Source organism: Gemmobacter nanjingensis (assembly GCF_014652195.1).
Taxonomy (GTDB): domain Bacteria; phylum Pseudomonadota; class Alphaproteobacteria; order Rhodobacterales; family Rhodobacteraceae; genus Gemmobacter; species Gemmobacter caeni.
Genome location: NZ_BMYI01000021.1, coordinates 1 through 19813, shown reverse-complemented (window position 1 = coordinate 19813; position 19813 = coordinate 1). Strand labels below are relative to the sequence as shown.

Annotated in this window: 23 protein-coding genes; 4 read left to right on the top strand and 19 right to left on the bottom strand. The window is 60.4% G+C overall.

Going from position 1 to position 19813, the window contains the following annotated elements; translation table 11 throughout:
* Positions 1-21: 21 nt before the first annotated feature.
* Positions 22-1044, top strand: a complete 1023-nt coding sequence (locus IE126_RS21760) for an IS110 family RNA-guided transposase (RefSeq protein ID WP_010398690.1) — start codon at positions 22-24, stop codon at positions 1042-1044.
* A gap of 341 nt (positions 1045-1385) precedes the next feature.
* On the opposite strand, the gene IE126_RS21755 is transcribed toward IE126_RS21760, so the two are convergent.
* The 8 genes from IE126_RS21755 to IE126_RS21720 form a co-directional block, all read right to left on the bottom strand.
* Positions 1386-1835, bottom strand: coding sequence for a hypothetical protein (locus IE126_RS21755; RefSeq protein ID WP_010398688.1), 450 nt, complete (start codon positions 1833-1835; stop codon positions 1386-1388).
* Between the two features lie 79 nt (positions 1836-1914).
* Positions 1915-2109: a hypothetical protein gene (locus IE126_RS21750; protein ID WP_010398687.1), complete on the bottom strand. Its 195-nt coding sequence runs from the start codon at positions 2107-2109 to the stop codon at positions 1915-1917.
* A 1-nt stretch (position 2110) separates the two neighbouring features.
* Complete coding sequence (locus IE126_RS21745; RefSeq protein WP_010398685.1) at positions 2111-2488, bottom strand: DUF6915 family protein; 378 nt, start codon at positions 2486-2488, stop codon at positions 2111-2113.
* A gap of 10 nt (positions 2489-2498) precedes the next feature.
* Positions 2499-2990 (bottom strand): DUF6878 family protein, encoded by a 492-nt coding sequence (locus tag IE126_RS21740; protein WP_189382219.1) that lies wholly within the window; start codon positions 2988-2990, stop codon positions 2499-2501.
* A gap of 103 nt (positions 2991-3093) precedes the next feature.
* A complete protein-coding gene (locus IE126_RS21735; protein ID WP_010398680.1) occupies positions 3094-3612 on the bottom strand; it encodes a hypothetical protein in 519 nt (172 codons plus the stop codon).
* Positions 3613-3721: 109 nt separating this feature from the next.
* Complete coding sequence (locus IE126_RS21730) at positions 3722-4162, bottom strand: JAB domain-containing protein (RefSeq protein ID WP_029372476.1); 441 nt, start codon at positions 4160-4162, stop codon at positions 3722-3724.
* Positions 4163-4290: 128 nt separating this feature from the next.
* Positions 4291-5490, bottom strand: coding sequence for a hypothetical protein (locus IE126_RS21725; RefSeq protein ID WP_029372475.1), 1200 nt, complete (start codon positions 5488-5490; stop codon positions 4291-4293).
* Positions 5491-5627: 137 nt separating this feature from the next.
* A complete protein-coding gene (locus tag IE126_RS21720; protein WP_010398672.1) occupies positions 5628-6533 on the bottom strand; it encodes a hypothetical protein in 906 nt (301 codons plus the stop codon).
* Positions 6534-6572: 39 nt separating this feature from the next.
* On the opposite strand from IE126_RS21720, the gene IE126_RS21715 reads away from it, so the two are divergent.
* A complete protein-coding gene (locus IE126_RS21715) occupies positions 6573-7163 on the top strand; it encodes a hypothetical protein (protein ID WP_010398670.1) in 591 nt (196 codons plus the stop codon).
* A gap of 63 nt (positions 7164-7226) precedes the next feature.
* On the opposite strand, the gene IE126_RS21710 is transcribed toward IE126_RS21715, so the two are convergent.
* The gene (locus IE126_RS21710; RefSeq protein ID WP_010398669.1) at positions 7227-7631 is read right to left on the bottom strand and encodes a single-stranded DNA-binding protein; all 405 of its coding nucleotides are present in this window, start codon (positions 7629-7631) and stop codon (positions 7227-7229) included.
* A gap of 443 nt (positions 7632-8074) precedes the next feature.
* On the opposite strand from IE126_RS21710, the gene IE126_RS21705 reads away from it, so the two are divergent.
* A complete protein-coding gene (locus tag IE126_RS21705; RefSeq protein ID WP_010398667.1) occupies positions 8075-8395 on the top strand; it encodes an H-NS histone family protein in 321 nt (106 codons plus the stop codon).
* Between the two features lie 600 nt (positions 8396-8995).
* Here the strand turns inward: IE126_RS21705 and IE126_RS21700 are convergent.
* The 7 genes from IE126_RS21700 to IE126_RS21670 all read right to left on the bottom strand — a co-directional run bounded on the left by IE126_RS21700 (position 8996) and on the right by IE126_RS21670 (position 17358).
* Complete coding sequence (locus IE126_RS21700) at positions 8996-9160, bottom strand: hypothetical protein (protein ID WP_010398665.1); 165 nt, start codon at positions 9158-9160, stop codon at positions 8996-8998.
* A 391-nt stretch (positions 9161-9551) separates the two neighbouring features.
* A complete protein-coding gene (locus tag IE126_RS21695) occupies positions 9552-10025 on the bottom strand; it encodes a hypothetical protein (protein ID WP_010398661.1) in 474 nt (157 codons plus the stop codon).
* Between the two features lie 99 nt (positions 10026-10124).
* Entirely contained in the window at positions 10125-12317 is a 2193-nt protein-coding gene (locus IE126_RS21690) for a ParB/RepB/Spo0J family partition protein (RefSeq protein ID WP_010398657.1), read from the bottom strand.
* A gap of 150 nt (positions 12318-12467) precedes the next feature.
* The gene (locus IE126_RS21685; protein ID WP_050804210.1) at positions 12468-13646 is read right to left on the bottom strand and encodes a helix-turn-helix domain-containing protein; all 1179 of its coding nucleotides are present in this window, start codon (positions 13644-13646) and stop codon (positions 12468-12470) included.
* Between the two features lie 211 nt (positions 13647-13857).
* The gene (gene repB, locus IE126_RS21680) at positions 13858-14832 is read right to left on the bottom strand and encodes a plasmid partitioning protein RepB (protein ID WP_029372472.1); all 975 of its coding nucleotides are present in this window, start codon (positions 14830-14832) and stop codon (positions 13858-13860) included.
* Positions 14822-16030 carry a plasmid partitioning protein RepA gene (repA, locus tag IE126_RS21675; protein WP_008030564.1) on the bottom strand — a complete coding sequence of 403 codons (1209 nt, stop codon included), beginning with the start codon at positions 16028-16030 and terminating at the stop codon, positions 14822-14824. Before repA ends, repB begins: the two co-directional genes overlap by 11 nt.
* A gap of 443 nt (positions 16031-16473) precedes the next feature.
* Entirely contained in the window at positions 16474-17358 is an 885-nt protein-coding gene (locus tag IE126_RS21670; protein ID WP_029372457.1) for a recombinase family protein, read from the bottom strand.
* A gap of 229 nt (positions 17359-17587) precedes the next feature.
* On the opposite strand from IE126_RS21670, the gene IE126_RS26115 reads away from it, so the two are divergent.
* Positions 17588-18655: a hypothetical protein gene (locus IE126_RS26115; RefSeq protein ID WP_229825779.1), complete on the top strand. Its 1068-nt coding sequence runs from the start codon at positions 17588-17590 to the stop codon at positions 18653-18655.
* 177 nt (positions 18656-18832) lie between these two features.
* Here the strand turns inward: IE126_RS26115 and IE126_RS21660 are convergent, their stop codons facing one another.
* The 3 genes from IE126_RS21660 to IE126_RS21650 are packed head-to-tail and all read right to left on the bottom strand — an operon-like array spanning position 18833 to position 19666.
* Positions 18833-19063 carry a hexameric tyrosine-coordinated heme protein gene (locus IE126_RS21660; protein WP_189382217.1) on the bottom strand — a complete coding sequence of 77 codons (231 nt, stop codon included), beginning with the start codon at positions 19061-19063 and terminating at the stop codon, positions 18833-18835.
* Positions 19011-19217, bottom strand: a complete 207-nt coding sequence (gene ccoS, locus IE126_RS21655) for a cbb3-type cytochrome oxidase assembly protein CcoS (RefSeq protein ID WP_189382216.1) — start codon at positions 19215-19217, stop codon at positions 19011-19013. The genes IE126_RS21660 and ccoS overlap by 53 nt, the downstream gene beginning before the upstream one ends.
* Positions 19214-19666, bottom strand: coding sequence for a DUF2189 domain-containing protein (locus IE126_RS21650; protein ID WP_268245839.1), 453 nt, complete (start codon positions 19664-19666; stop codon positions 19214-19216). Before IE126_RS21650 ends, ccoS begins: the two co-directional genes overlap by 4 nt.
* Positions 19667-19813 lie beyond the last annotated feature (147 nt).

The following is a 19813-nucleotide window of genomic DNA, read 5'->3' as shown; positions in this document are numbered from 1 at the left end:
GGATCAAGAGGGGAGTGATCTATGGGTGTTTTCGTTGGCATTGACGTATCTCTCGAAAGTTCTGCGGTTTGCGCCGTGGACGAACACGGCAAGCTTGTGAAGGAAACGAAAGTCGCGAGTGACCCCGGGGCATTGAACGCCTGCATCAGGAATATGCCGGGAGTGGTAGAAGCGATCGGTATCGAAGCCGGACCCTTGTCCCAGTGGCTTCATAAATCTTTGACCGACCTTGGACTGCCGGTGGTGCTGATGGAGACCCGGCAAGTAAAAGCCGCCTTGAAAGCTGCGCCGGTAAAGACCGATCGCCGCGATGCTGCTGGCCTGGCCCGCTTGCTGCAGATGGGTTGGTTCCGGCCAGTCCATTGCAAGTCGCTTTCCGCGCAGGAGCTTAGGGTGCTTCTCGGTGCACGCCGATCCGTGCAAGACGCCGCTATCAACATCGAGATGTCTATTCGGGGCATGCTGCGCAATTTCGGACTTCGACTTGGTCGGATTGGCAAAGTCAGCTTTGAAGACCGTGTTCGCGAATTGACCGATGGCAACAAGCTCATCCAGCTTTCAATCGAACCGATGCTCAGGGCTCGAGCTGCGTTGCGCAGCGAGCTTGTGCGCCTTGAACGCCTGGCACGAGACATCACCCGCGAGGATCCAGTTTGTCGCTTGATGATGACGATGCCCGGAATTGGTCCGGTCGTCGCATTGACCGTCCGCTCAACCATCGATGACCCCGGCAGGTTTCGGCGGTCGAAAGATGTTGGCCCATCAATTGGATTGACACCTCGTCGCTACCAATCCGGAGAGACGGATATCATCGGCGGTGTCACCAAAGCTGGCGATCTGGATATGCGGACCGCACTGTATCAAGCTGCCACCGTGGTGATCCATCGCTCGAAAAAGCCGACTTGGTTGCGCGCATGGGCGGAGCGGGTTGTTCGTCGGCGTGGCGTTAAGCGGGCCGCGGTCGCTCTGGCCCGCAGGATGGGTGTGATTCTGCATCGCATGTGGGTCGACAACACCGAATTCCAGGCTGCCAGGATGGCTTAAAGCCAGCCAAGTTGCCGCGACTGAAAACAACGAACTGGCCGACCTGAAAACCGGCCATCGAGGTCCTCACCAGGACGCGGTTTCCGACGACGCCGCCCGATGCCTTGTAGCCGAAGCTTCTGCTCCGAGCACGTATCTCAGATAGGCGCGCGGAGACCGCTTTGAACCAGCATCAAGTTGGCGACCACTGCGTCGACCACGGACAGAAGCGCGAACCGGTGTAGGATCACAATCGATGGAACGGTATCGAAAGCGCCAGAGGGGGTGACCGCCAGGACTTATCCGTTCCGCCTAGCCATGCCCTCGAAGCGCTCAGCCTCGAGGGGGCCTTTTGTTGAATATTACCCATTGACTGCACTGGCCCCATTACAGAAGGCTTCGAGTTCCTCCCCGTTCAACACTTCGGCCAGCCATGTCTGGGTATTCACCCAGCCGATGACCTTTCGCGCTCCGAGGTCGATCAGATGTGCGCCACCGCCAAAGGCGTCCAGGCGCGGACGAGAACATGTGTTGGAATGCTCGAAGCCCCAGAGGCCAGACAGATCGAGCTCTTCCGCCAAGCGCAGGATGAACGCGGTCACGGCCTCGACGTCGCCGCTTTCGTCGTCGTGGATCCATAAAACGCCGCTCTTCTGGCCGTCCTGAAGCGACAAGTCAAAGCCGTGGAACTGCGGTTCCTCCGACTTATCATCGTCGTCGCGAAGGGCGGCGAAAAAGCCGATCGCGCGCGCGGCCCTTTCGGGCGTGCCGACGTCGAGCAGACAGGAGAAGTGGGCAAAATAATCGGCCATTGGGCCCTCCAGATGCGAGGACGCCCGGCCTCCGTGGCCGAGCGAGATGGAAATTTCGATTTGGTAGTTGAAGCGGGCGTCAGTCCGGCTGCACGCTCGGCTGGTCCTGAGCCGCCTGATGGGCGGTGAGGAGATCGCGGTAATATCGCTTGCGCGCCGCGCGCCAGCTGCGGACGGCGAGCGTGTCGGGGTGCAGGCGCCGGATCGCCACGCGCAGAACCATCAGGTTCGCCGCCTCCGGCGGCACGCACAGGTCTTGATAGGCCCGGCACATTTCAGCGGACCTCCACGACAGGCGGAGCCAGATGCGGATCGACGAGGGTTTCGATCCTCTCGGCGCGGCCCATCCACGGTTCAGGCCGAATAGGTTTCAACCAGTCCGTGAAACTAGGGATGAACCCGAGGTCCTCCCGCACATGCTGCTCTCCGACCCAACGGGTCGGAATGATCCGGCCGGTGGAGAGCGTGATCGTCGGGCCAAAGATTGCCTCCGAGAGCCAGATCCCAGCCGAATGATGAAACATCGCGCGGTGACGAAAGTCTGCACAGTGGGCTTTTGAGCTATCAAACCAAGCGTGGATGGCCTGGTAATCATCAACGGTACCGCCCCATTTCTTCACCGAAGACAGGGCGTGGTGATATGGATGGGCCATTGCTGCCCCCTCAAAATTCATGGGTGAAGAGTTCAGACGACGTGAACCGTTCGTTGAACTCGAGGTGGATGCTGCGCGCGGAAGCGTCGAAGCAGAATTCGCCATAGGCGCCGTCGTTGTTTTCCCAACCGCCGTGGGCATCGGCGAGAAAGTCATAGGCCAGCTGCTCGACAACATCCTCGAGCGACAGCTGGCGCATCTCGACCTCAGGATTGTCCCAGGTCAGCGCGGCGTAGGGGATTTCCACAGCGGGAAAGTCAACAGCCTTGTCGCCCGCCCATGCGCCAATGCTTTCAATCTGGCCGCTGTCCCCTTCGCCGTCGAAGGTCACGGTGACATGGGTGATCCCGGCGGCGCTCAAGCCTTCGAACAATCGGTCCCGGTTGGCGGGGCGCAGCTCATCGATGCGTGCACTGCGTTCGGCCTGTTCGGCAAAGACCTGCGCGAAGTCGATGCTGGACGGCGGCATCGGGGCCGCAAGGGTGGGTTCAACGTGCGTCATGGATATCTCCGGAAATGGGGGAAAGGGGCAAAGCCAGCGGGCGCGATTTCTCTCGCCCCGCACAGCTCGTAAGACCCCCCTTCCCTCCTCTCGCTCTGCGGCGTCATGCGGCGACCTGCAGCGCACGGGTAGCAAAGGCGCGCCAAAGCGGATCAACCAGCCGCGCCTCCAGAAGGTCGGCACGCTGCCGCAGCCTTTGCGAAAGACCATGCTCTTTCCAGTCGGCGGCGCGGCTTGCCTGCGCCCGCAACTGGCTGGCTTCAGTCACCACAGCCCGGGCCTCCGCGGCGCTGATCACCGGATGGCACCACGCCACTGCGCCGTCGGTTGCGGCGCCGGCCAAAACCAGACGGTCATCACGATCAAGGATGGCCAGCATTGGCGGCCGCGCATCGAAGGCAAACTGATCGACAAAGACGATAGCACCTCGCATGGCCTCGGCGAGTGACGCGAAGCGGTCGAGCACCAGAGGTCGCGCGGTGCCAGACATCGCAGCCACCAGGCTGTGGTCGGGCGTGGTCAGGGCAAAGGCCAAGCTGGTATCTGCAGCGGCGTTGACAAACATTGGCGGCAGCTGGTTCGGGAGTGCTGCAGTCGGTGCCGGAAATGAATGGTCAAACATGTCGGGATCTCCGACGGCGCGGGAAGCCATTCTCCCCACCTCAAACCGTCAAAGCCCAAACCGCCGCCCTCTTCCTCGAAGGGGCGGCAGGATTTGGTCATAGCAAGCGTCAGATCTTGCCCAAGGCCCGCAGGCTCACCTCGGACCCTGCCCCCACGATGATGTGGTCGTGCAGCCTCAGCCCGAGATACTTGCACCCCTTCTGGATCTCCTTGGTCATGCCGAGATCGGCCTCCGAGGGCGCCGGATCACCTGATGGGTGGTTGTGGATCAGGATCAGGGCGCTGGCGTTCAGCATCAGCGCCCGCTTGATCACCTCGCGCGGATAGACCGGGACATGGTCAACCGTGCCGGTCGAGAGAAGCTCATCGGCGATGATGCGGTTTTTGCGATCGAGATAGAGGACGTGGAAGCGCTCTATCGGACCGCGGACGGTCAGGGCGCAATAGTCCATCAGCGCCTGCCAACTGCCGATGACTGGGTTTTGACTCAGGTAGCGGCCGAGGATGTCCCGGGCTTCGAGAATAACGGTTTCTTCTTGGGGGGTCATGGGGGTCTCGCTGAATTGCGCACGCTGCAAGCACCTGCCCCTTCAGGGGCAAGGCCAGAGGCGAGCGAATAGAAGGGAAGGAAGACCGCCCGCCACGCGTGCGGGTGGTCGCTAGGTTGGGGTCCCCGTCAGCCGACCCGATCGAGAAGCTTCTTGGCCCGCCCTTCCATGTCGAGGCGGGCATCCTGCTGGGTCTTGTCGCGCGCAAGCCGCGTGATGCCCTGCACGAAGTCGAAGATGCTCTCGGGCGGGCGGCCCTCTTCCATCAGCACCTTCTCGATGATCTTGGCAGACTCGGGCCTAGAGAAGCCGCGCTTGCGCAGGAAGTCATCCCGGTCCTCGTCCGTCCGCGCCACGATCAGCTGCCGCGCCGCCTTGATGCCGTTCACGAAGCCCTGCGGCGAGGAATTGGCGAACCGCGTCAGCGCGGGCGCGGCCTCATGCGCGAAGCGCGAGGCCGCGTATTTCGAGTGGCGGATCTTGATCTCCTGAAAATCCTCGACGCCCCAGAGATTGCGGTTCTGGCACACGGCCCGCAGATAAAAGCTCGCCATGCCGAGGGTTTTCGCGCCCACCTCGGAGTTCCAGCAGTAGAAACCCCGGAAATAGAGATCGGGGGAGCCGTCCGGCAGGCGGCCCGCCTCAATCGGGTTGTGATCATCGACCAGGAACAGGAAGACATCGCGGTCCGAAGCATAGAGCGTGGTCGTGTCGCGGCTGATTTCGACATCGGGGTTGTAGACCCCAGTCGACCAGTCAAGCACGCCCGGCACCTTCCAGCGCGTGTCGCCCGTGCCATTGCCCGCGATGCGCTGAACCGCCTCGACCAGCTCATGGTCATGGATGCGGCCGTAGTCCGGCCCGGTCACAGCGCGCAGTTCGGTGCGGCCGTCTTCCGTCTCGAAGGTCTTCACCTGCTCTGCGCGGTGGTTGGTCAGGCCATATTGCAGGTTGATCCCCGCCAGCGGCGCGGGCAGCTGCCGCAGGTAGGAGACCGGTGCGCCGACGATGCTGGCAAGCTGGCCGAAGGCCCAGTGCGTCGGTGCCACCGGTTCATGCGCTTTCGGCAGCATCAGGTGCAACCGCTCGGGGGTGTCGCGCGCGGCCTCGACCCGGATATCCGCCGTCTGCACCACCCGGCTGCGGCTGCGTTCCGACCGAGCCTTCACATTGGCCCAGAGATCATCGAGCGACAGATACCGCTCGTCATCGGGCCGGTTGAACCATTCGGACGAAACCCGCCCATTCCGCTCACCCCGGCTCACATCCACTTTCCAGCCACCAGTCCGCGTCGGTGCGACCGAATCCAGAACTTCCACAACACCCATCGGCTATCTCCCGTGACAGGCGCCGGGAGCCACTCTCCCAGCCCTCAACCCGTCACCGGAAAACCGGCACTCCTCTAACTCTTGGGTTCACAATGGCGAATTAGAGCAAAGCGGCAGTGTCCGAGGCCTGCGGGGGGTCATCGGTTTTGGCTGTACTGGACGTCGCCCAAGACACGTACGACGAGCACGCTGGCCTTGTGCGCGGCGTAGGCCTGCTGGCGCGTGGATGGCGTCTTCGGGTCGTTATAGCGGACACCAGCGCCGCATTGGATGTCCGCAAGGAGGTGCTTGAGGTTCATGCCGGGGGCAGAGAAGGCAAGTGCGTCGTGCAACTCCATCAGGTCGTGAACCCGTTTGACCGGGACGTCCCCGACCAGCGTGATCAGGCCCTTCATGAACTTCTCGGTCATCTGAAGAGATGCCCATCTCGCGTGTCCCCAGTTCGGTGACTGACTGGTCATGTTCGCAACGGCGGCAGCCCAGTCATCCTCGGCGGCAGCGAACATAGGGTCAGCCTTGCGGAAACGGTCGAATGCCTTGCGAACGTCGAGGCCCACCACGAAAAGCCCATAGACCTCGTTCAGGTCATCATCCGAGAAATGCTGAAGGCGGGCCTCCGTGATGCCGGTAAGGGAGGCGCAAGCGTTGATGTCCAGAACCTTCGTCCCGATCCTTTTGCCAGTCTCCTTCGGCAACTCGCGCTTCACCCCAATAACCGCCATCCCGTAGATCAACGGAATTCTCATCTCCCAGATGTCCTCATCCGCGAGGACCGCGACCTTGGCCTTCTCAGAGAAATCGGTCTTGATCAGGTCGCCGTAGACCTCTTCGTACCAGCGGTGGATGCGGTCGGTGTATACGCTGGTGGCGGCCAGTTCTTCAGGTGCACCGGGAGGGAGCTTCGCAATCGGAAGACTGATGCGGAACCTATTTCCGAACTCGATCACCGCCATGATGGGGCGCGAGTGTGGCGGTATTGCCTTCTCCTTGAGCGACTGGTCGATCTCGCGCAGGATGGGTGTGATGTCGTCAGGTATTTGCATGATGCGATGCTACCCACGGTGGTGGGAAAGGGAAACAGGATGCTGCCATTTTTCCGTCGAAAAGCCGAACCGAACCCGGGCGGTGACTGGTGGACTGACGCCTTCACGCAGGAGGAACGCGCGACCATCGAAGGGGTCTTCGCGCCACTCGGCGGAGGCACTGCGGAAAGCCTTGCGCGGTCGACCAACCCCAACAGCCTCGGCACGCTGGCGGAATACCTGAAGAAGGAGCACCTGCGCCATCTGGGGTACAAGCTGCTAGATCGGGCGGACACGCTGGTGAACGAGAACGTCCCGGTTCTTGACCTGCACTTCTACTTTGCGGTCAGGGGTGGGTTCTATTACCGGTGGCGGGATCACGATCCATTCGCCTTGGACGAGGCAGTGACGAGTTTCCAGCGCCAGATCGGCCTCGGGGCTAATGTCGCCCGGTTCTTCCGCGAGGACAAGAACTGGGGCTTCATCCCTGCCCACGCGGGCTACCGGCAGCTTCGCATCATCGAAGAGAAGCGCGGCAACTGGACCTTGGCGAGGGCGCTCTGCAAGCAAGCGAAAGCCGAGGGCTGGGCAGATGACTGGGACCACCACATCGGTAGGATCGACAAGAAGCTGGCGGCGATGAAGACGTAAGGCTGAAGTTTAACAGACCCAGCGGGTTTCCCCGCCGGGCCCGAGGGGGAGACCCCGTTCTTTTCAGAACGGGATCTCGTCGTCGCGGTCGACCAATTCGGGGTTTTCGTTCTCGGCCGACTTCGGGCGGCTCAGGAAGTCGACCTTCTCGGCGATGATCTCGCAGCCGTAGCGATCGGTGCCGGTTGCGTCGGTCCACTTCGTGTAGTGGATGCGACCGTGGACGAGGACCTTCATGCCTTTTTCGCAGTGCTCGGCGACCGTCTTGCCGAGACCGTTGAAGCAGGTGATGCGGTGCCATTCGGTGTCCATGACCCGGTAGCCGTTCTCGTCACGCAGCACTCGGCCTTCGGACAAGCGGGGGCGCGAGGTGGCCAGGGTGAAGTTGGTAATCTTGGTGCCGCTCTGAGTGGCGCGCACTTCGGGCTTCTGACCGATGTTGCCGGCGAGGATGACGATGTTTTGCATGTTGAGCTCCTGTGTTTCCTGTCCCTGGGACCGTCCCTTCGACAAGACCCGAAAGAAGCCTGTCGGGTGAGGCGTGCACGGCTGGGCCATCAGACCAGACGGAAACCCCCAGAGGTCTGGGGTGGAGCGGGCAGGTGCAGCGTTTCCAGAGAAACGCTAGCCAACACGGCCCGGAATGACGCGGGGTTGCGCGCAAGAGGCCGAACAGGCTTAGGGGATTGTCAGTCGAAGGGATGGCGCCGGGGATGGGAGCGACCTGGGCCCCTTGCAGAACGAAGACCTTCGTTGCCATTGCAACAGGACTGAAGCCTTCGAACCGCACTGCAGCCCTGCGGTAGATCACCCAACCCCCCTGCCCTTCCACGCAGCCTTTGCCCGAAGGCAGTTGCGATGCGATGACTTGGCGGCTATCCGGGATGGATCATTCCGGATACGAGGCAAGCATGGCTGATTTTAATCTCAAGGCACTGTCGCTGAAAGAACTGCGTCAATTGCACAAGGACCTCGCCAAGGCGATTTCCACTTATGAGGACCGCCACAAAGCCGAAGCCCGCGCAAAGCTGGACGCGATCGCCAAAGAGATGGGCTATTCCCTGGCCGACCTGATCGGCACCGAGGTGAAACCCACCCGTGCGCCCGTCATCGCGAAATACCGCCATCCAGAAAACCCGAGCCTCACCTGGTCTGGTCGTGGGCGTAAACCGCTTTGGTTTGTGGCAGCCCTGGATGCAGGCAAAACGCCTGAGGATTTGGCAATCGGCTGAACCTGACCTGGGTTTCAGGGGCAGACGTCCGGATCATGCGTCTGGCCGGACAGCACGTACAAAATGCGTCGGAATACCCTGCCAATCGCAAATCTGCCGGGCGGCCTGTTCTGCTGTGCTTGCCCAGGTGCGGACTGTCCAATCTGAACCAGCATCGCCAGGAAGAGTCACGACGAAGGCGCGCACAGCAGTTGCCTCGGCGGCGCTATCCCCCTGAGCCATCGTCGGCAATGCCTGCCAATCGGAATACCGCCGCGCCTCAGACCCTTGCGCCTTGCAGGCGGAACAGAAACAAGACTGGCCCCCATCCGCCCTTGAACCGATAAAGCCCGCCTGTTCACCACATTCATGGCCGTAGCTGCCGGGCTCAGCATTGGTGCAACGCGGCCATATCCGCGAGCTGCCCCTCGGTGAGGGGGCATAGCCCGTGGGGAAGCCGTAGGGGAAACAGGTCATGGACATGCCTAAACTCCTTTTTGTTTTTATGCAGGGGTGCTGACCATCGTCCGCGCGTTTTGCCGTGCGGCCGGAATGGCAGACAGGCGAAAGGCCCGGAGGCGCGTTCGCGCCGTGCCCGGGCCTTCTTAAAGACCGTGGGCATTACGCCCACGGGTCGTGCTCAGCCACGACCAAAACCTCGTCCCCATCGATTTCATCGGCGGGGACGGCACCATAGGTTCCATCCCCTGCCTGAAAGACCACGATGGAGACCATGAGCGTGGCTGCGAGGCTGGCGGCGAAGGCGTGTGCATCTTTGCGGGACATTTGTTTTGGCTCCTGCCGGGAGGCGAGGGACCATCCCCCGCGCTGACAGGAACCCGCAGGCCCAAAGACGGTCTGACATCACCGGGTGCGTTCGGGCTTGCCCCGAATCCGGCCGGCGGCACGGGCTTGCCCCGTAGTCCGAGCCCTTGTGGCTTGATCTCGAAGACTGGATTTGGGCCAAGGAAGGGACTGGCAAGCGGGGGATGGTTCTTTGACACAAGGAGCCGAATTGTCCCGCTGATGCTCACCCAGCCTGCCTTGCAGTCATGCTTTTGGTTGACCGAGGCCTTACTGGGGATGAAGCCTTTGGTGCCCCGCGCAGATGCGCGGGACAGGTTGGTGCTGGATGAGAGGCCCGCGTGCGGCGGGCCCCCTTGGTCACTGAGAAGGCTCAGGCGGCGATACCCGCCTCCCCTGCCCCATCGTCGTCCTCAGCTCCGACGATCTCGAACCGCGCGTTGCGATAGCCCTCCTTGGCAATCCAAAGCTCTGCCGCATGGACCGATACAGCCAAATGCAACAGCTCGGTGCTGCCCCCGAAATCCAAGAGTACGCGGACCTGCCCCACCTTGGGCTCCTCGACCAGTTCAAAGCTGAGATGGCTGTCCGCCGAGTGGCTGCGCATGATTGTCACGAGGATGACCCCGTTCGAGGAAAAGTTGCCCTCATGCAGCGTGAAGGACGCCGGAGCCGTCCAGGTCGGATAAGGCCGCGGCGGTTCCTTCTTCACCAGACGGCCAACACCGTTGGATCTTTCCCAGGCTGCCAACTTCTTGGTGAAGCGTGCAGGCGGTTTGGGGCTGCCGTCGGTGTAACGTATGAGCGCGCCCAAGGGCGCTTGGTCGATTATTGTGTTTGCGGACATGATTCCTCATCCTGAATGCGAGGATTCGCACTCATCATATTGATATTGTTGTGTTTTATGGTGGTTGAGGGCGGGTTTCCCCGCCCTCGGGGGCTCAGATCACTCCGCAGCCATCATCGCGGCGCTTTCCATCGGCAAATCTGCCATCAGGAAGGCGGGCAAGTCGATTTCCTCGACGTTGTCCTGATCGCCCAAGACTTCTTCGCTCAAAGCCCCCTGCCCTTCTGCAGCGCCATCATCGTCCAAACCGGCAAGATCACTGCGCCGAAGAACCTCCGGCAACCAACGGCTGCCCTTGAGCAAGCGCTCGGCTTCCGTCGCCATCTCACCTTTCTTCAGGTGGTCGAGCAGCTGTGCGGTGCCCTCCCCCATCGCCTCACGCACGGCCTCAAGAATACGCGCCTTGGGAACCCGATTCAGATAGTTGTCTGCCGTCGGCTCCCAGCCTGCCGCGACCATGTCGAGATCGACGGCTTCAGCCACAATCTCCGACTGCGCCATACGGCGGTTCAACCCGCTGGCCGAGATGCCGGCACCGTAAGGGTTCACCTTCTCATGCAGCGCGTTGATCCCGAAGCTCAGGCAATGCGCCAGCAGTGACAATCGGCTGGCCTGATCGAGGGCTGAGAGATAGTCCCAAAGCACGGCATCGTCGCCAAGCGGCAGATCGGCCTCCCAGGCAGAATGACGATCGTCCACGGCCTTGGCCACCGGACTGTCCTTCAGATCAGGCGCTTGAGCCGACATGTAGACGGTGCGCACAGAAGCCTCCAAGCAACTGCCCGAAGCCCCGGAACTGCGGAAGGTGTCATTGACGAGCTTCATGAGCAGCAGCGTCAAGGCCACGTCGGGCGAACGCCCAATCGCCTCGCGCAATGCAAGGGTGCGATGTGCAGTCAGCTCCATGACCAGACGCTCCGGCAAAGGCTTCAATGCGCCATCATCCTCGTCGTCGGGAAGACCGGCGCTGAACGGCTGGCTGCCGAAAGTGATGACGGTGGCCGCAGATGCGCCAACTGGAAGCTGATAGGCGGAGACACTGCCATCGGCCCCCTGCCCTTCCGCACTCAGCTCATCGCCGAAGTTGGCCACGGTTTCTTCGCGAGGCTCATCCTCCGGCCGGACATATCCGCGATAGACAGCCAGGTTGCCATCTCGATCCAGCGTTACGAAGACCCCGGCGCGGACAACCTCTGCCGCATCAAAGATCAGCGGACGCTGCTCGAAGGCTTCCATGGTAGCTTCCAACTCACCAAGCCGGGTGTCGATCTCTTCGGGGTATTCGTCCTGACCAGAATATTCCTCTTCCAGTGCGCGATACTCCGCAAGCAGCCTGGCGTGGTCTGCAGCTTCATCCGCGCTGAGTGGCGAAGGATCGCCAACAAGACGCCGCAGACCGTGGCTGTAGCCGTAGGGCAGGTCGGTTGACACCTCGATCCACTTCCAACCTTCAGCAGCAATTGCCTGCGCCCCGGCTTGCAGCTTGTCCGTGACCAAACGGTCGAGCAGGGCAGGGTCCTCCAACCAGCCACCATCATCGCCTTGGAAGAGATCGCGCAGGACAACGCCACCCGCCGCCTCATAGACATCAACACCGACAAACACCGCACGCCGATCCGAGGCCCGCACAGAGGTCTCAGTCAACATGCGCCGGATCGAATAGGGCTCCTTGTTCCACGAGTTCTTCACCGCATCCCAGACCTGAACTTGACGCCCGGGATCCGGGTTCACAGTGAAGGCCATCAGCTGTTCCAGCGTCATGCCATCCTCGGCATAGACGTCCAGAAGGGCAGGGGCCACGGACGCAAGTCTCAGCCGCTGCTTCACGATCTGTGGGGTCACGAAGAAGGCCGCCGCGATTGCCTCTTCGCCCTGACCCTTGTCGCGCAAAGCAACAAAGGCGCGGAACTGATCGAGCGGGTGCAAGGCAACCCGCTGCATGTTCTCAGCCAAGGAGTCGTCCTCGGCCAGAACATCTGATGTCACATCGCGCAACACACAAGGCACAGGTGCGGTCTTCGCCAAACGCTTCTGCTTCACCAGCAACGACAGCGCTTGAAAGCGTCGACCGCCAGCAGGGATCTCAAACTTTCCGGTCTCGATGCCATCGGCATCCAACACAGGCCGCACGCTCAGGCCTTGCAACAAGCCACGGCGGGCGATGTCCTCGGCCAACTCTTCAACCGACACACCGGCCTTGATACGTCGGACGTTGGACTGGCTCAGCACCAGCTTGTCAAAGGGGATGTCCCTAGAGGACGACAGGGTGATCTTCTGGGCAGCTTGGGCCATCAGGTCTTCTCCACGACGGGCGCCGGGAGCCACTCTCCCGATCTCACTTCCCGTCACCCTCAAACCAACCATTCTCTCACTTTCCTACTGGACATAGGTGGCAACGACAGCGCGCCTGACCCGCAGGGCGGCGCGTTTTAGGTTGGTAATCTATGTGCCAACGCAAAGTTGGCCATGGCCAACTCTTGGCTTGGTGCAACCGGCTAGGATCCTCGATAGGTAGCTATCAGGGCTTTTGACCTGGTCGATCTTGCAGGCCATTTGATCTGCCACCTGAATGGCTTCTGCCAGGCCAAGCAAAGTCACCGCCCTACCCAACAGAGCGCTGTCTATTCTCAGCATCCTTCCAAATTCAAATAGCAGCTGTAGGAGGCCGTGTTCTGTGGTGGGGTGGTCTGGATAAAAGGCCGGGATTTCGGTCAAGCAAGCCCACAGCTCTTTCATCGAGCGCGGTAAGGTTTTTTTTGTATATGATTTTTGAGTCTCTTTGTGCCGGACATTTTGTCCGTCTGAGGCGGTCGTTTTCTTCGAGTTAGAAGACGGTGCTTGTTCTTGGCGTTGTTCGTGTTCCGGATCGTTGGCCGTGGCCAACTCTTCCAAATGCGGTACGCTTGGAGTGACTACCTTACTCTGCAGGATGCATTTAAGTCTGCTGATTACGCTGCTTGCCTGAAGTACAGTTACTCCGGTTCGACGCATAACGTTGCGGGCAGCTTCGACGAACTCTAAGGCCTCGCCTTGCAGGCAAAGGGAGAGGCATTCACCGCGCAGTTTTTGGATGTAGGCTTTCATGCCTCGAAGTTCGTCGGCTTCCTGACGATGTTTCTGAGACAGTGCAAGGATTTCGCCAGACCGTATGAGCAGGGGCGACAGGTCGATGCCAAACGCGCCGATGACTTTACCGTTGCGCATAATTGGGAATCGTTTGCCGTTGGAGCTGTCACGCCGTTGGATCAGCTTCGCAGCTTCAAGCTTCTCAAGGTGCCGCCGAAGTTGCCTGTCCGTTATGCCTTTCGCGCGAAAACATAAAGTGTCGTTGCAAGCGAACACGGTCAGCAGGGTGAGTGGCGTGATTGGGCTGTCATTCCCGGTTTTCGGATCGTTGCAGGGAAGGCAGCTCAAGAGTGCGTCAAGCACAACGACTGAAGACGGTCGCAGGCCGAGTGCGCGACTTGTGGTGTTGACGGCCGCCATGAGCGCGCGCCGCGTTACAGGTGCAAAGTTTGGCTGCTGTTCGATCGTGCCAATACCGGCGAAAGAATCGAAGATTGAAGGCGCACAACTCAACTGTGCCTCGACCTCGATGGTCGTGACTGCTTCTTGTTCCATCTGTTTTCAGACAGCAAAAGGATACCGGTCACCGAAATCGGTGTTGCAGTGATTCGATTTTTTGGGTACCAATAGATTGCGAGTAAATCGGGACCCTCTGGAGTGCTTCACCGCCTTCGGGGGGTTTCTTTTTGCGCTACGTCTGCCTCCTTTTTGATTGTTTCTTGCCTGTTTGATTAGGGTTGACCATGGCCAACCCTATAAAGATCAATCACTTAACCGTTTCGGCGTCATGATTTTCTTTCCACTCCTGGTAGAGGCGCTCAAGCTGCGTCTCCACGAAGTTGATGAACCCGCGCTCCTTTTTGTCGGAAACCTCGATCAAAAGACGTTGGCCTTTGGACCTGAAAGCCACCGAAGTTGCGGGCATCTTGTTGAGCGGGGCAGGGGAGGGGCCCTTGGCGGCAGACTCCGCTGCGTTCTGCTGTGCATCCGCAACCTTCTGCAGCGCATCGATGACAGCGCTGAGCTTCTCTGCCGCAGTGCCTTCTTCAGGAACAAGCAAAAGGACAGAACTGTCTGAAGGGGCGTTTTCGGTTTTGACCAGACGACGCAGTTCCAGCCATGGGCGACGGCCTGCTTCATGCGCGGCGCCAATTTTGTAGATCACTGCGTCGGGCACGTCTCGGGCAACGCCAATCAGTTTGCTTAGCGTTCCCTTGTCGACAGCTAGCACATCGCCGATCTCGGCCCGGGTGAAGCCCTGGTCCTCTAGTTTGGTGGCGAAAATGGCTTGTTCGATGAAGCTGCGTTCTAGGCGCGCAGAGTTTTCCAGGGCCTGTGAGACAAGCGCCTCACGGTGGTCCATCTCCTTGACATAAGCCTTGACCTTGATCCCAAGCACGCGGCACGCGGCAATTCTGCGGCGTCCGTAAACCACCTCATAGCGAGGGCCAGGGCCACGGCGATAGCGGAGCAGTGCAGGGAGCTGTTGTCCTGATGTCCTGATGGACTCGATCAGATCATCAAGCCCTTCGGATACGTCAAAACGATCCGCGATTTCAGAATCGCCGATCTCATTGACATCCACGTCCTGGGCCGCTTGTGCCGAGACCTGAGAAAGGACGTCTGACATGCTCTTCAGGGAACGAGGCGAGCTTTCGTCCACCTTCGACCCGGCCTCGGCAGCAACCAAAGGCTTTGAGCCCATTTGTGCTAGGCTCTTGGCAAGAAGATCACGCTTCATTTGTGCCCCCTCGACCCCATGCTGACTGGATCATCTTTTCAATGTCATTTGAAAAGCTCATCACCGACTCTAGGGCTCGCTCATAAGTCTTTCGGTTCTTGGTCGTAGCGAGGTCCACTTCGAAGATTGTCTTCTGCGAAAGGCCGGCCTCGCTAACCGCCGAAGACTTCACGAAGGGCGTCTTGATCACACTGTCGCCTAGCAATTGCCTGAGCCATTCAGACAAGTCCTGCTGCGTGCTGATAGCGGTGTCGAAGCGCGTCAGGAGGTAGGCGAAATTGTCATACGCGCCGATGCCACCGTTCGAGTACAGGACTTCCAACACGCCCGACGCCATCGTCAGGAACTGGCTGGCCGAGGCCAGATCGACACGCTCAGGGATGATGGTCATGAGAAGCGACGTCGATGCACAGACCGCCGCCATCGTCAGATAGCCAAGCTGAGGCGGGCAGTCGATTAAAACGATGTCATAATCGTCTTCAACCTGTCGTAGCGAGTCGCGGATGCGATTGAAGAAGACGGGTTGTTCGCCACGGCTCAGCGCGGTTGGAGTTTCGGTTTCGAATTCCGAGAGCATGATCCCGCCGGGAACTAGATCCAGGTTCGGGAAGTAGGTCTTGCGCAAAACGTCCACGATAGGCACCCGGGACGTTTCGCCATCGTTGTAGCGAATTGCATCATACAGCGTTCCGCCGTGACGGAAGTCGATCTCTGGCTGGTATCCAAAGAAGGTCGTCAGTGAGGCCTGAGGGTCTGCATCGACCAAACACACACGGTATCCACGCAGGGCGAGCCTCATCCCGAGAGTCACGGTGGTCGTAGTTTTGCTGGATCCGCCCTTGAAGTTGACGGTTGACCAGATCTGAAGCTTGTCACCTTGTCGCCGTCCGGGAAGGAACTGAAACGGATCTTTTGCATTCTGAGCCAGAATGTTGCGGATCTGGAGAATGTTCTCGGCGGAATAAAGGCGCTTGTTACCCGGTCCCTGTTCGACTTCTGGAATTCTGCCGTCGAAATGCGCCTTGCGCAGATAGCCGTCGCTCACCCGCAACAACTCTCCGACCTCTGCGCTTGTGAAGGCGCGGAGTGTCTTTTCTTCCTTCGGTGCGAGAAAAAGCTTCGACATATGCTCAAGGGCTTCAGAAAGCCGCTCTGCGTCTGCCTTTAGCTTGTCATGCAACACTTGGTGCATCATCATTCGCCTGTCTCGAGACATCTCTTCAGCGTTACCCGTGATCTGCAGTCAATCGGTGCCAGCAGGAACGCAGTGGACGTCGTTTTCTTAGTTTTCGCGTTACAGATATGACGCCCGTCGGGAAGAAACTCAAGGCAAATCTTGTGTAGTGATCTTGTGCTTTCTGCCGACCATGGCACCATATGATGCGAAGGGGCTAAAGTGACCTGTTAAAGATTGGTTGTAGGAGGTTGTAAAGATTACAGAAAGTGTCGCGAGACTTATCCACAGGACCCGACGCCCTTGAACCCACGCGTGATGCTTGGAAAATCTCTGGCCAGGCTCAGTAACGCTGTAGCAGACCTGACCACGGCAATCGTGTTCGCTTGAGCATCGCAAGCGATTCTTCGTCTAAGCCCGTCGGTTGAATGCCTTTTGGCCTCATGGGCACCGAAAAGCGTTACCTACTACAACAGCCCCAACTTCTTCGCCCGCTCCAAGATCATCTTGACCGATGACGGCTCCCACTTGCTGCGGCCCCTAGGTGTCCGTTCGCGCATGGTCTCCAGCCGGTCGCAGATAGCTTGAAGAGGCATCTCGGGATCTGCGCCTTTGATGCCCGCGACGATGGCGGGTAGGCGATCATCCTTGTCGGATGAGGTGGCGCGGGAAAGGATGGTTTCCGGCAGCAGGCCTTCGCGGACGAAAGTTTTGGCAGCACGGATCAGGCGGGGCAGGGACCAAGGCTGCACCTCGCGCGGCAGGCCTGAATTGACGATGCGCAGCACGTCTTCCCAAGGCAGGCCCGGTCTCAGACGACGCACCTCCGGCATCCATTGGTCGGCATTGGCGTTCAGCTTATGGAAATGGCTTTCCACTCGCGCGGCCCTTGTCTTGCGGATTGCCACGGGATCGCCCGCCTTTAGCCCTGGGTTGCCGCCAACCCGCCCTTCTGCCTTCGCAGATCGCAGCCCGGCCTTGGTGCGCTCGCGTATCAGTGCCCGTTCAAACTCGGCGGCTGCGCCCAGGACCTGCAGGGTAAACTTGCCCTGCGGCGACGCCGTGTCGATCGGATCCTGCAAGGACCGGAAATGCGCGCCTTTCGCCTCCAACCGCTCGATGATTTCCAAGAGGTGAGAAAGCGAGCGGGCAAGGCGGTCGATCCGAACCACGACAAGTGTATCGCCAATGCGCAGTTGATCCAGCACACGCGCCAGAACTGGCCGGGAGCGACTGCCGCCCGAGGCTTGCTCTTCGACAATTTCCACGCAGCCTGCGGAGCGCAACTCCTGAACTTGGGGCAGGGCGGTTTGATCTTCGGTGGAAATACGCGAGTATCCGATGAGTGGCACGGGGCAGGGGGCCTTTTTGCAATTGCGGATGTCAGGAGTAAACGACCGTTTGTAAAAGCATGCAAGGGCACTTTCTCCGGCGCTGTTCAGCAGAACGCCCTTGGTTTCCTGAGTCCGAGCACGATCAGAGATATCTCGGAGACGGTTGCATGCGCGTGCTATGTAGGGTGTCCAGAAGCACTCCAAGAAAACCCTTGGGTAAACTGCAAAATCTTCATAATTTGCACATATGAAGTCTCAAGCAACTGCTTTTCATGACAACTTCGATGATCCTCTCGCTGGTGACGCAGAGGTCATGGAGGCATCCGAAAGCGATCTATGGTTCCTTCCCGGTCCGATCGACGCGGATCACGACGATCTGCCACCCGGGAGACGGGCTGACCCCCGCGAGACTGCAGTTCTCGACGACTGGCGGAGGGCTGAAGCGGGTCATGCCGCACGCCTCGCCCGCGTCGCAGGTCGGCTTGGCGCGCTGGATGATCGGTTGCGGCGTGGGCCGGAGGGCTGGCGGCACAGGCTCGCTCTCATTGAAGCGGCCGACCTGAGTTGGTTCGTCGGGGACCGCATCGGCCCGGATCGACTGGCGCTCTGGATTTCCCTGCGCCTATCGGGCGTCCAAGACGACACAGGGGCGCTGGCGCGTGTCGGGTGGGCAGTCCGACGCCTGACGGGCGGGCCTGGTCCGGAAGTGGACCTTTCAGCCTTCCTAGACCGCCGCGACGCCGGGAACCTCGGTGATGCAGCTGAACCCTTCGCGTACCGTGCGGGCGGTTGGCTGGACCTGATGGCGCAAGCTGCCGATCTGCACCCGATCACCCGCGCCAGCCTTGGCTTCCACCTCTGGAGCTTGGCGGGCCTTGGGCAACACGGCGACCGGATGGAGTCGGCGGTTACGGCGGCGCGGATTGCGGCCGGTGACGGGAGAGGAGCCGTCTTTGCGCCTGTCGCAATGGGTGGTGCAGGGGGCCTTCGCGCCGGTGGCCCAACCGCTGACCGTCTGGCGCGATGGCTCGACGGGATGGAAACGGCCTGCCTGACTGCGATGCGTCACCTCGACGATATAGATGAGTGGTCGGCACGGGCAGACGCCGAAATGACCGCTCTCTCAGGCAGGACACCCCCGGCCCTTCGCGTGGTACTGGCCGAATGGCCGCTTGTCTCTGCGCCAATGGCAGAGGTCTTGACCGGTGCCAGTCGCGCGGCCGTCCAGCGCAACCTTGCATGGATGGAAACCCGGGCCTTGATCCGCGAAGTAACTGGGCAGGGGCGCTACAGAATGTGGTGCGTAACAAACTGAAGTTTTAAGACGAACATCTGGATCGGCTTTCCGCGGGCAGAACAGATGTTGGACGGGCAGTATGGCGTCATCGAGACGCCGCGGCAGACCCGATACCGGTAGTTCTCGTATAAGGCGAATTCAGGCCGTGCGAACTGATCGGCATGGATCTGGCAAAAGGCAAAGGTTGATCCACGTTCAACCTTTAAGCCAGTAGTCGTTCGCGGCGGCGACGGTGGCGAAATGCGTCGCGACCACCTGGCTGACGGCGATCAGCGCCGCGACATCCTCGGCATATTCCGGGCGCAGACGGTCGCGCACTGCGGCATCGGGCTGGGTCAGCTTGATCGCCACCCGGGCCAGTTTCACCGCAAGATCATAGCCCTCGGTCGGGGTCTTCGTGATCAGGCTGGGAAGCCAGTCGGACATGGGTATCTCCTTTCGCTGGAGGTTGCGGGATCAGGATGCGGCAGGCGTCACCTTCGGGGTCGCTGAACTGGCCGTTGCGTAGCGCCCAGAAGAAGGCGACCAGCCCGGCAAGGCCCATGCCGATCGACAGCGGGATCAGGAAGCCGATGGTCATAGGGCCTCGCGGTCGATGGCGCGCCAGGCGTGCCAGGTGCCGTGGCCGAGAAGGGGAAAGACCAGAAGCAGCGCGGTAAGGCCGGTCAGGATCGACAGGGCGGTGCCGGCGGTCACGATGGCGCCCCAGGCCAGCATCGGGCGAAGGTTCTGCGCGGTCAGCGCGAAGCTGCGGCCCATCGCGGTCAGTGCATCGCGGCGGGACGAGACCAGCATGGGGAAGGAGAAGACGCTGATCGCGAAGGCGAGGGCTGCGAACAGCCCGCCCACCAGCAGGCCTGTCGCGATCAGCGCCCATCCCCTTGGCTTGGTGAAGGCGTTCTGGAACGCCTCGGCCGCGCCGGGGAAGGGTTGAAGCCCGAAGAACAGGGCATAAAGGAGGTCGGCCGCCCTGAGCCAAAAGAGGACGAGGAGGCCAAGGAGAAGGCCGGCCATCGCGATCTGCCCCACCGCGCCGGGTGGCAGGCGCAGGGTGGTCGGCGGCTCGCCCTGGTGTCGCGTAGCCCTTAAAAGCGGGATACGAAAGTCAACGAAATCAATGGGGCTTCTTTGCCATTAAATATGATATCTTGCCTTTAAATCCGACATTCTTGCCGT

Bases quoted from the DNA above. Each gene is read 5' to 3' on its own strand.
- IE126_RS21700 (WP_010398665.1), bottom strand. From the start codon at position 9,160: ATGTCCCGCAAAGATGCACACGCCTTCGCCGCCAGCCTCGCAGCCACG.
- IE126_RS21695 (WP_010398661.1), bottom strand. From the start codon at position 10,025: ATGTCCGCAAACACAATAATCGACCAAGCGCCCTTGGGCGCGCTCATA.
- IE126_RS21745 (WP_010398685.1), bottom strand. From the start codon at position 2,488: ATGGCCCATCCATATCACCACGCCCTGTCTTCGGTGAAGAAATGGGGC.
- IE126_RS21705 (WP_010398667.1), top strand. From the start codon at position 8,075: ATGGCTGATTTTAATCTCAAGGCACTGTCGCTGAAAGAACTGCGTCAA.
- IE126_RS21750 (WP_010398687.1), bottom strand. From the start codon at position 2,109: ATGTGCCGGGCCTATCAAGACCTGTGCGTGCCGCCGGAGGCGGCGAAC.
- repB (WP_029372472.1), bottom strand. From the start codon at position 14,832: ATGAAGCGTGATCTTCTTGCCAAGAGCCTAGCACAAATGGGCTCAAAG.
- repA (WP_008030564.1), bottom strand. From the start codon at position 16,030: ATGATGATGCACCAAGTGTTGCATGACAAGCTAAAGGCAGACGCAGAG.
- IE126_RS21725 (WP_029372475.1), bottom strand. From the start codon at position 5,490: ATGGGTGTTGTGGAAGTTCTGGATTCGGTCGCACCGACGCGGACTGGT.
- IE126_RS21690 (WP_010398657.1), bottom strand. From the start codon at position 12,317: ATGGCCCAAGCTGCCCAGAAGATCACCCTGTCGTCCTCTAGGGACATC.
- IE126_RS26115 (WP_229825779.1), top strand. From the start codon at position 17,588: ATGAAGTCTCAAGCAACTGCTTTTCATGACAACTTCGATGATCCTCTC.
- IE126_RS21730 (WP_029372476.1), bottom strand. From the start codon at position 4,162: ATGACCCCCCAAGAAGAAACCGTTATTCTCGAAGCCCGGGACATCCTC.
- IE126_RS21685 (WP_050804210.1), bottom strand. From the start codon at position 13,646: ATGGAACAAGAAGCAGTCACGACCATCGAGGTCGAGGCACAGTTGAGT.
- IE126_RS21735 (WP_010398680.1), bottom strand. From the start codon at position 3,612: ATGTTTGACCATTCATTTCCGGCACCGACTGCAGCACTCCCGAACCAG.
- IE126_RS21660 (WP_189382217.1), bottom strand. From the start codon at position 19,063: ATGTCCGACTGGCTTCCCAGCCTGATCACGAAGACCCCGACCGAGGGC.
- IE126_RS21760 (WP_010398690.1), top strand. From the start codon at position 22: ATGGGTGTTTTCGTTGGCATTGACGTATCTCTCGAAAGTTCTGCGGTT.
- IE126_RS21715 (WP_010398670.1), top strand. From the start codon at position 6,573: ATGCTGCCATTTTTCCGTCGAAAAGCCGAACCGAACCCGGGCGGTGAC.
- IE126_RS21720 (WP_010398672.1), bottom strand. From the start codon at position 6,533: ATGCAAATACCTGACGACATCACACCCATCCTGCGCGAGATCGACCAG.
- IE126_RS21740 (WP_189382219.1), bottom strand. From the start codon at position 2,990: ATGACGCACGTTGAACCCACCCTTGCGGCCCCGATGCCGCCGTCCAGC.
- IE126_RS21710 (WP_010398669.1), bottom strand. From the start codon at position 7,631: ATGCAAAACATCGTCATCCTCGCCGGCAACATCGGTCAGAAGCCCGAA.
- IE126_RS21755 (WP_010398688.1), bottom strand. From the start codon at position 1,835: ATGGCCGATTATTTTGCCCACTTCTCCTGTCTGCTCGACGTCGGCACG.
- ccoS (WP_189382216.1), bottom strand. From the start codon at position 19,217: ATGACCATCGGCTTCCTGATCCCGCTGTCGATCGGCATGGGCCTTGCC.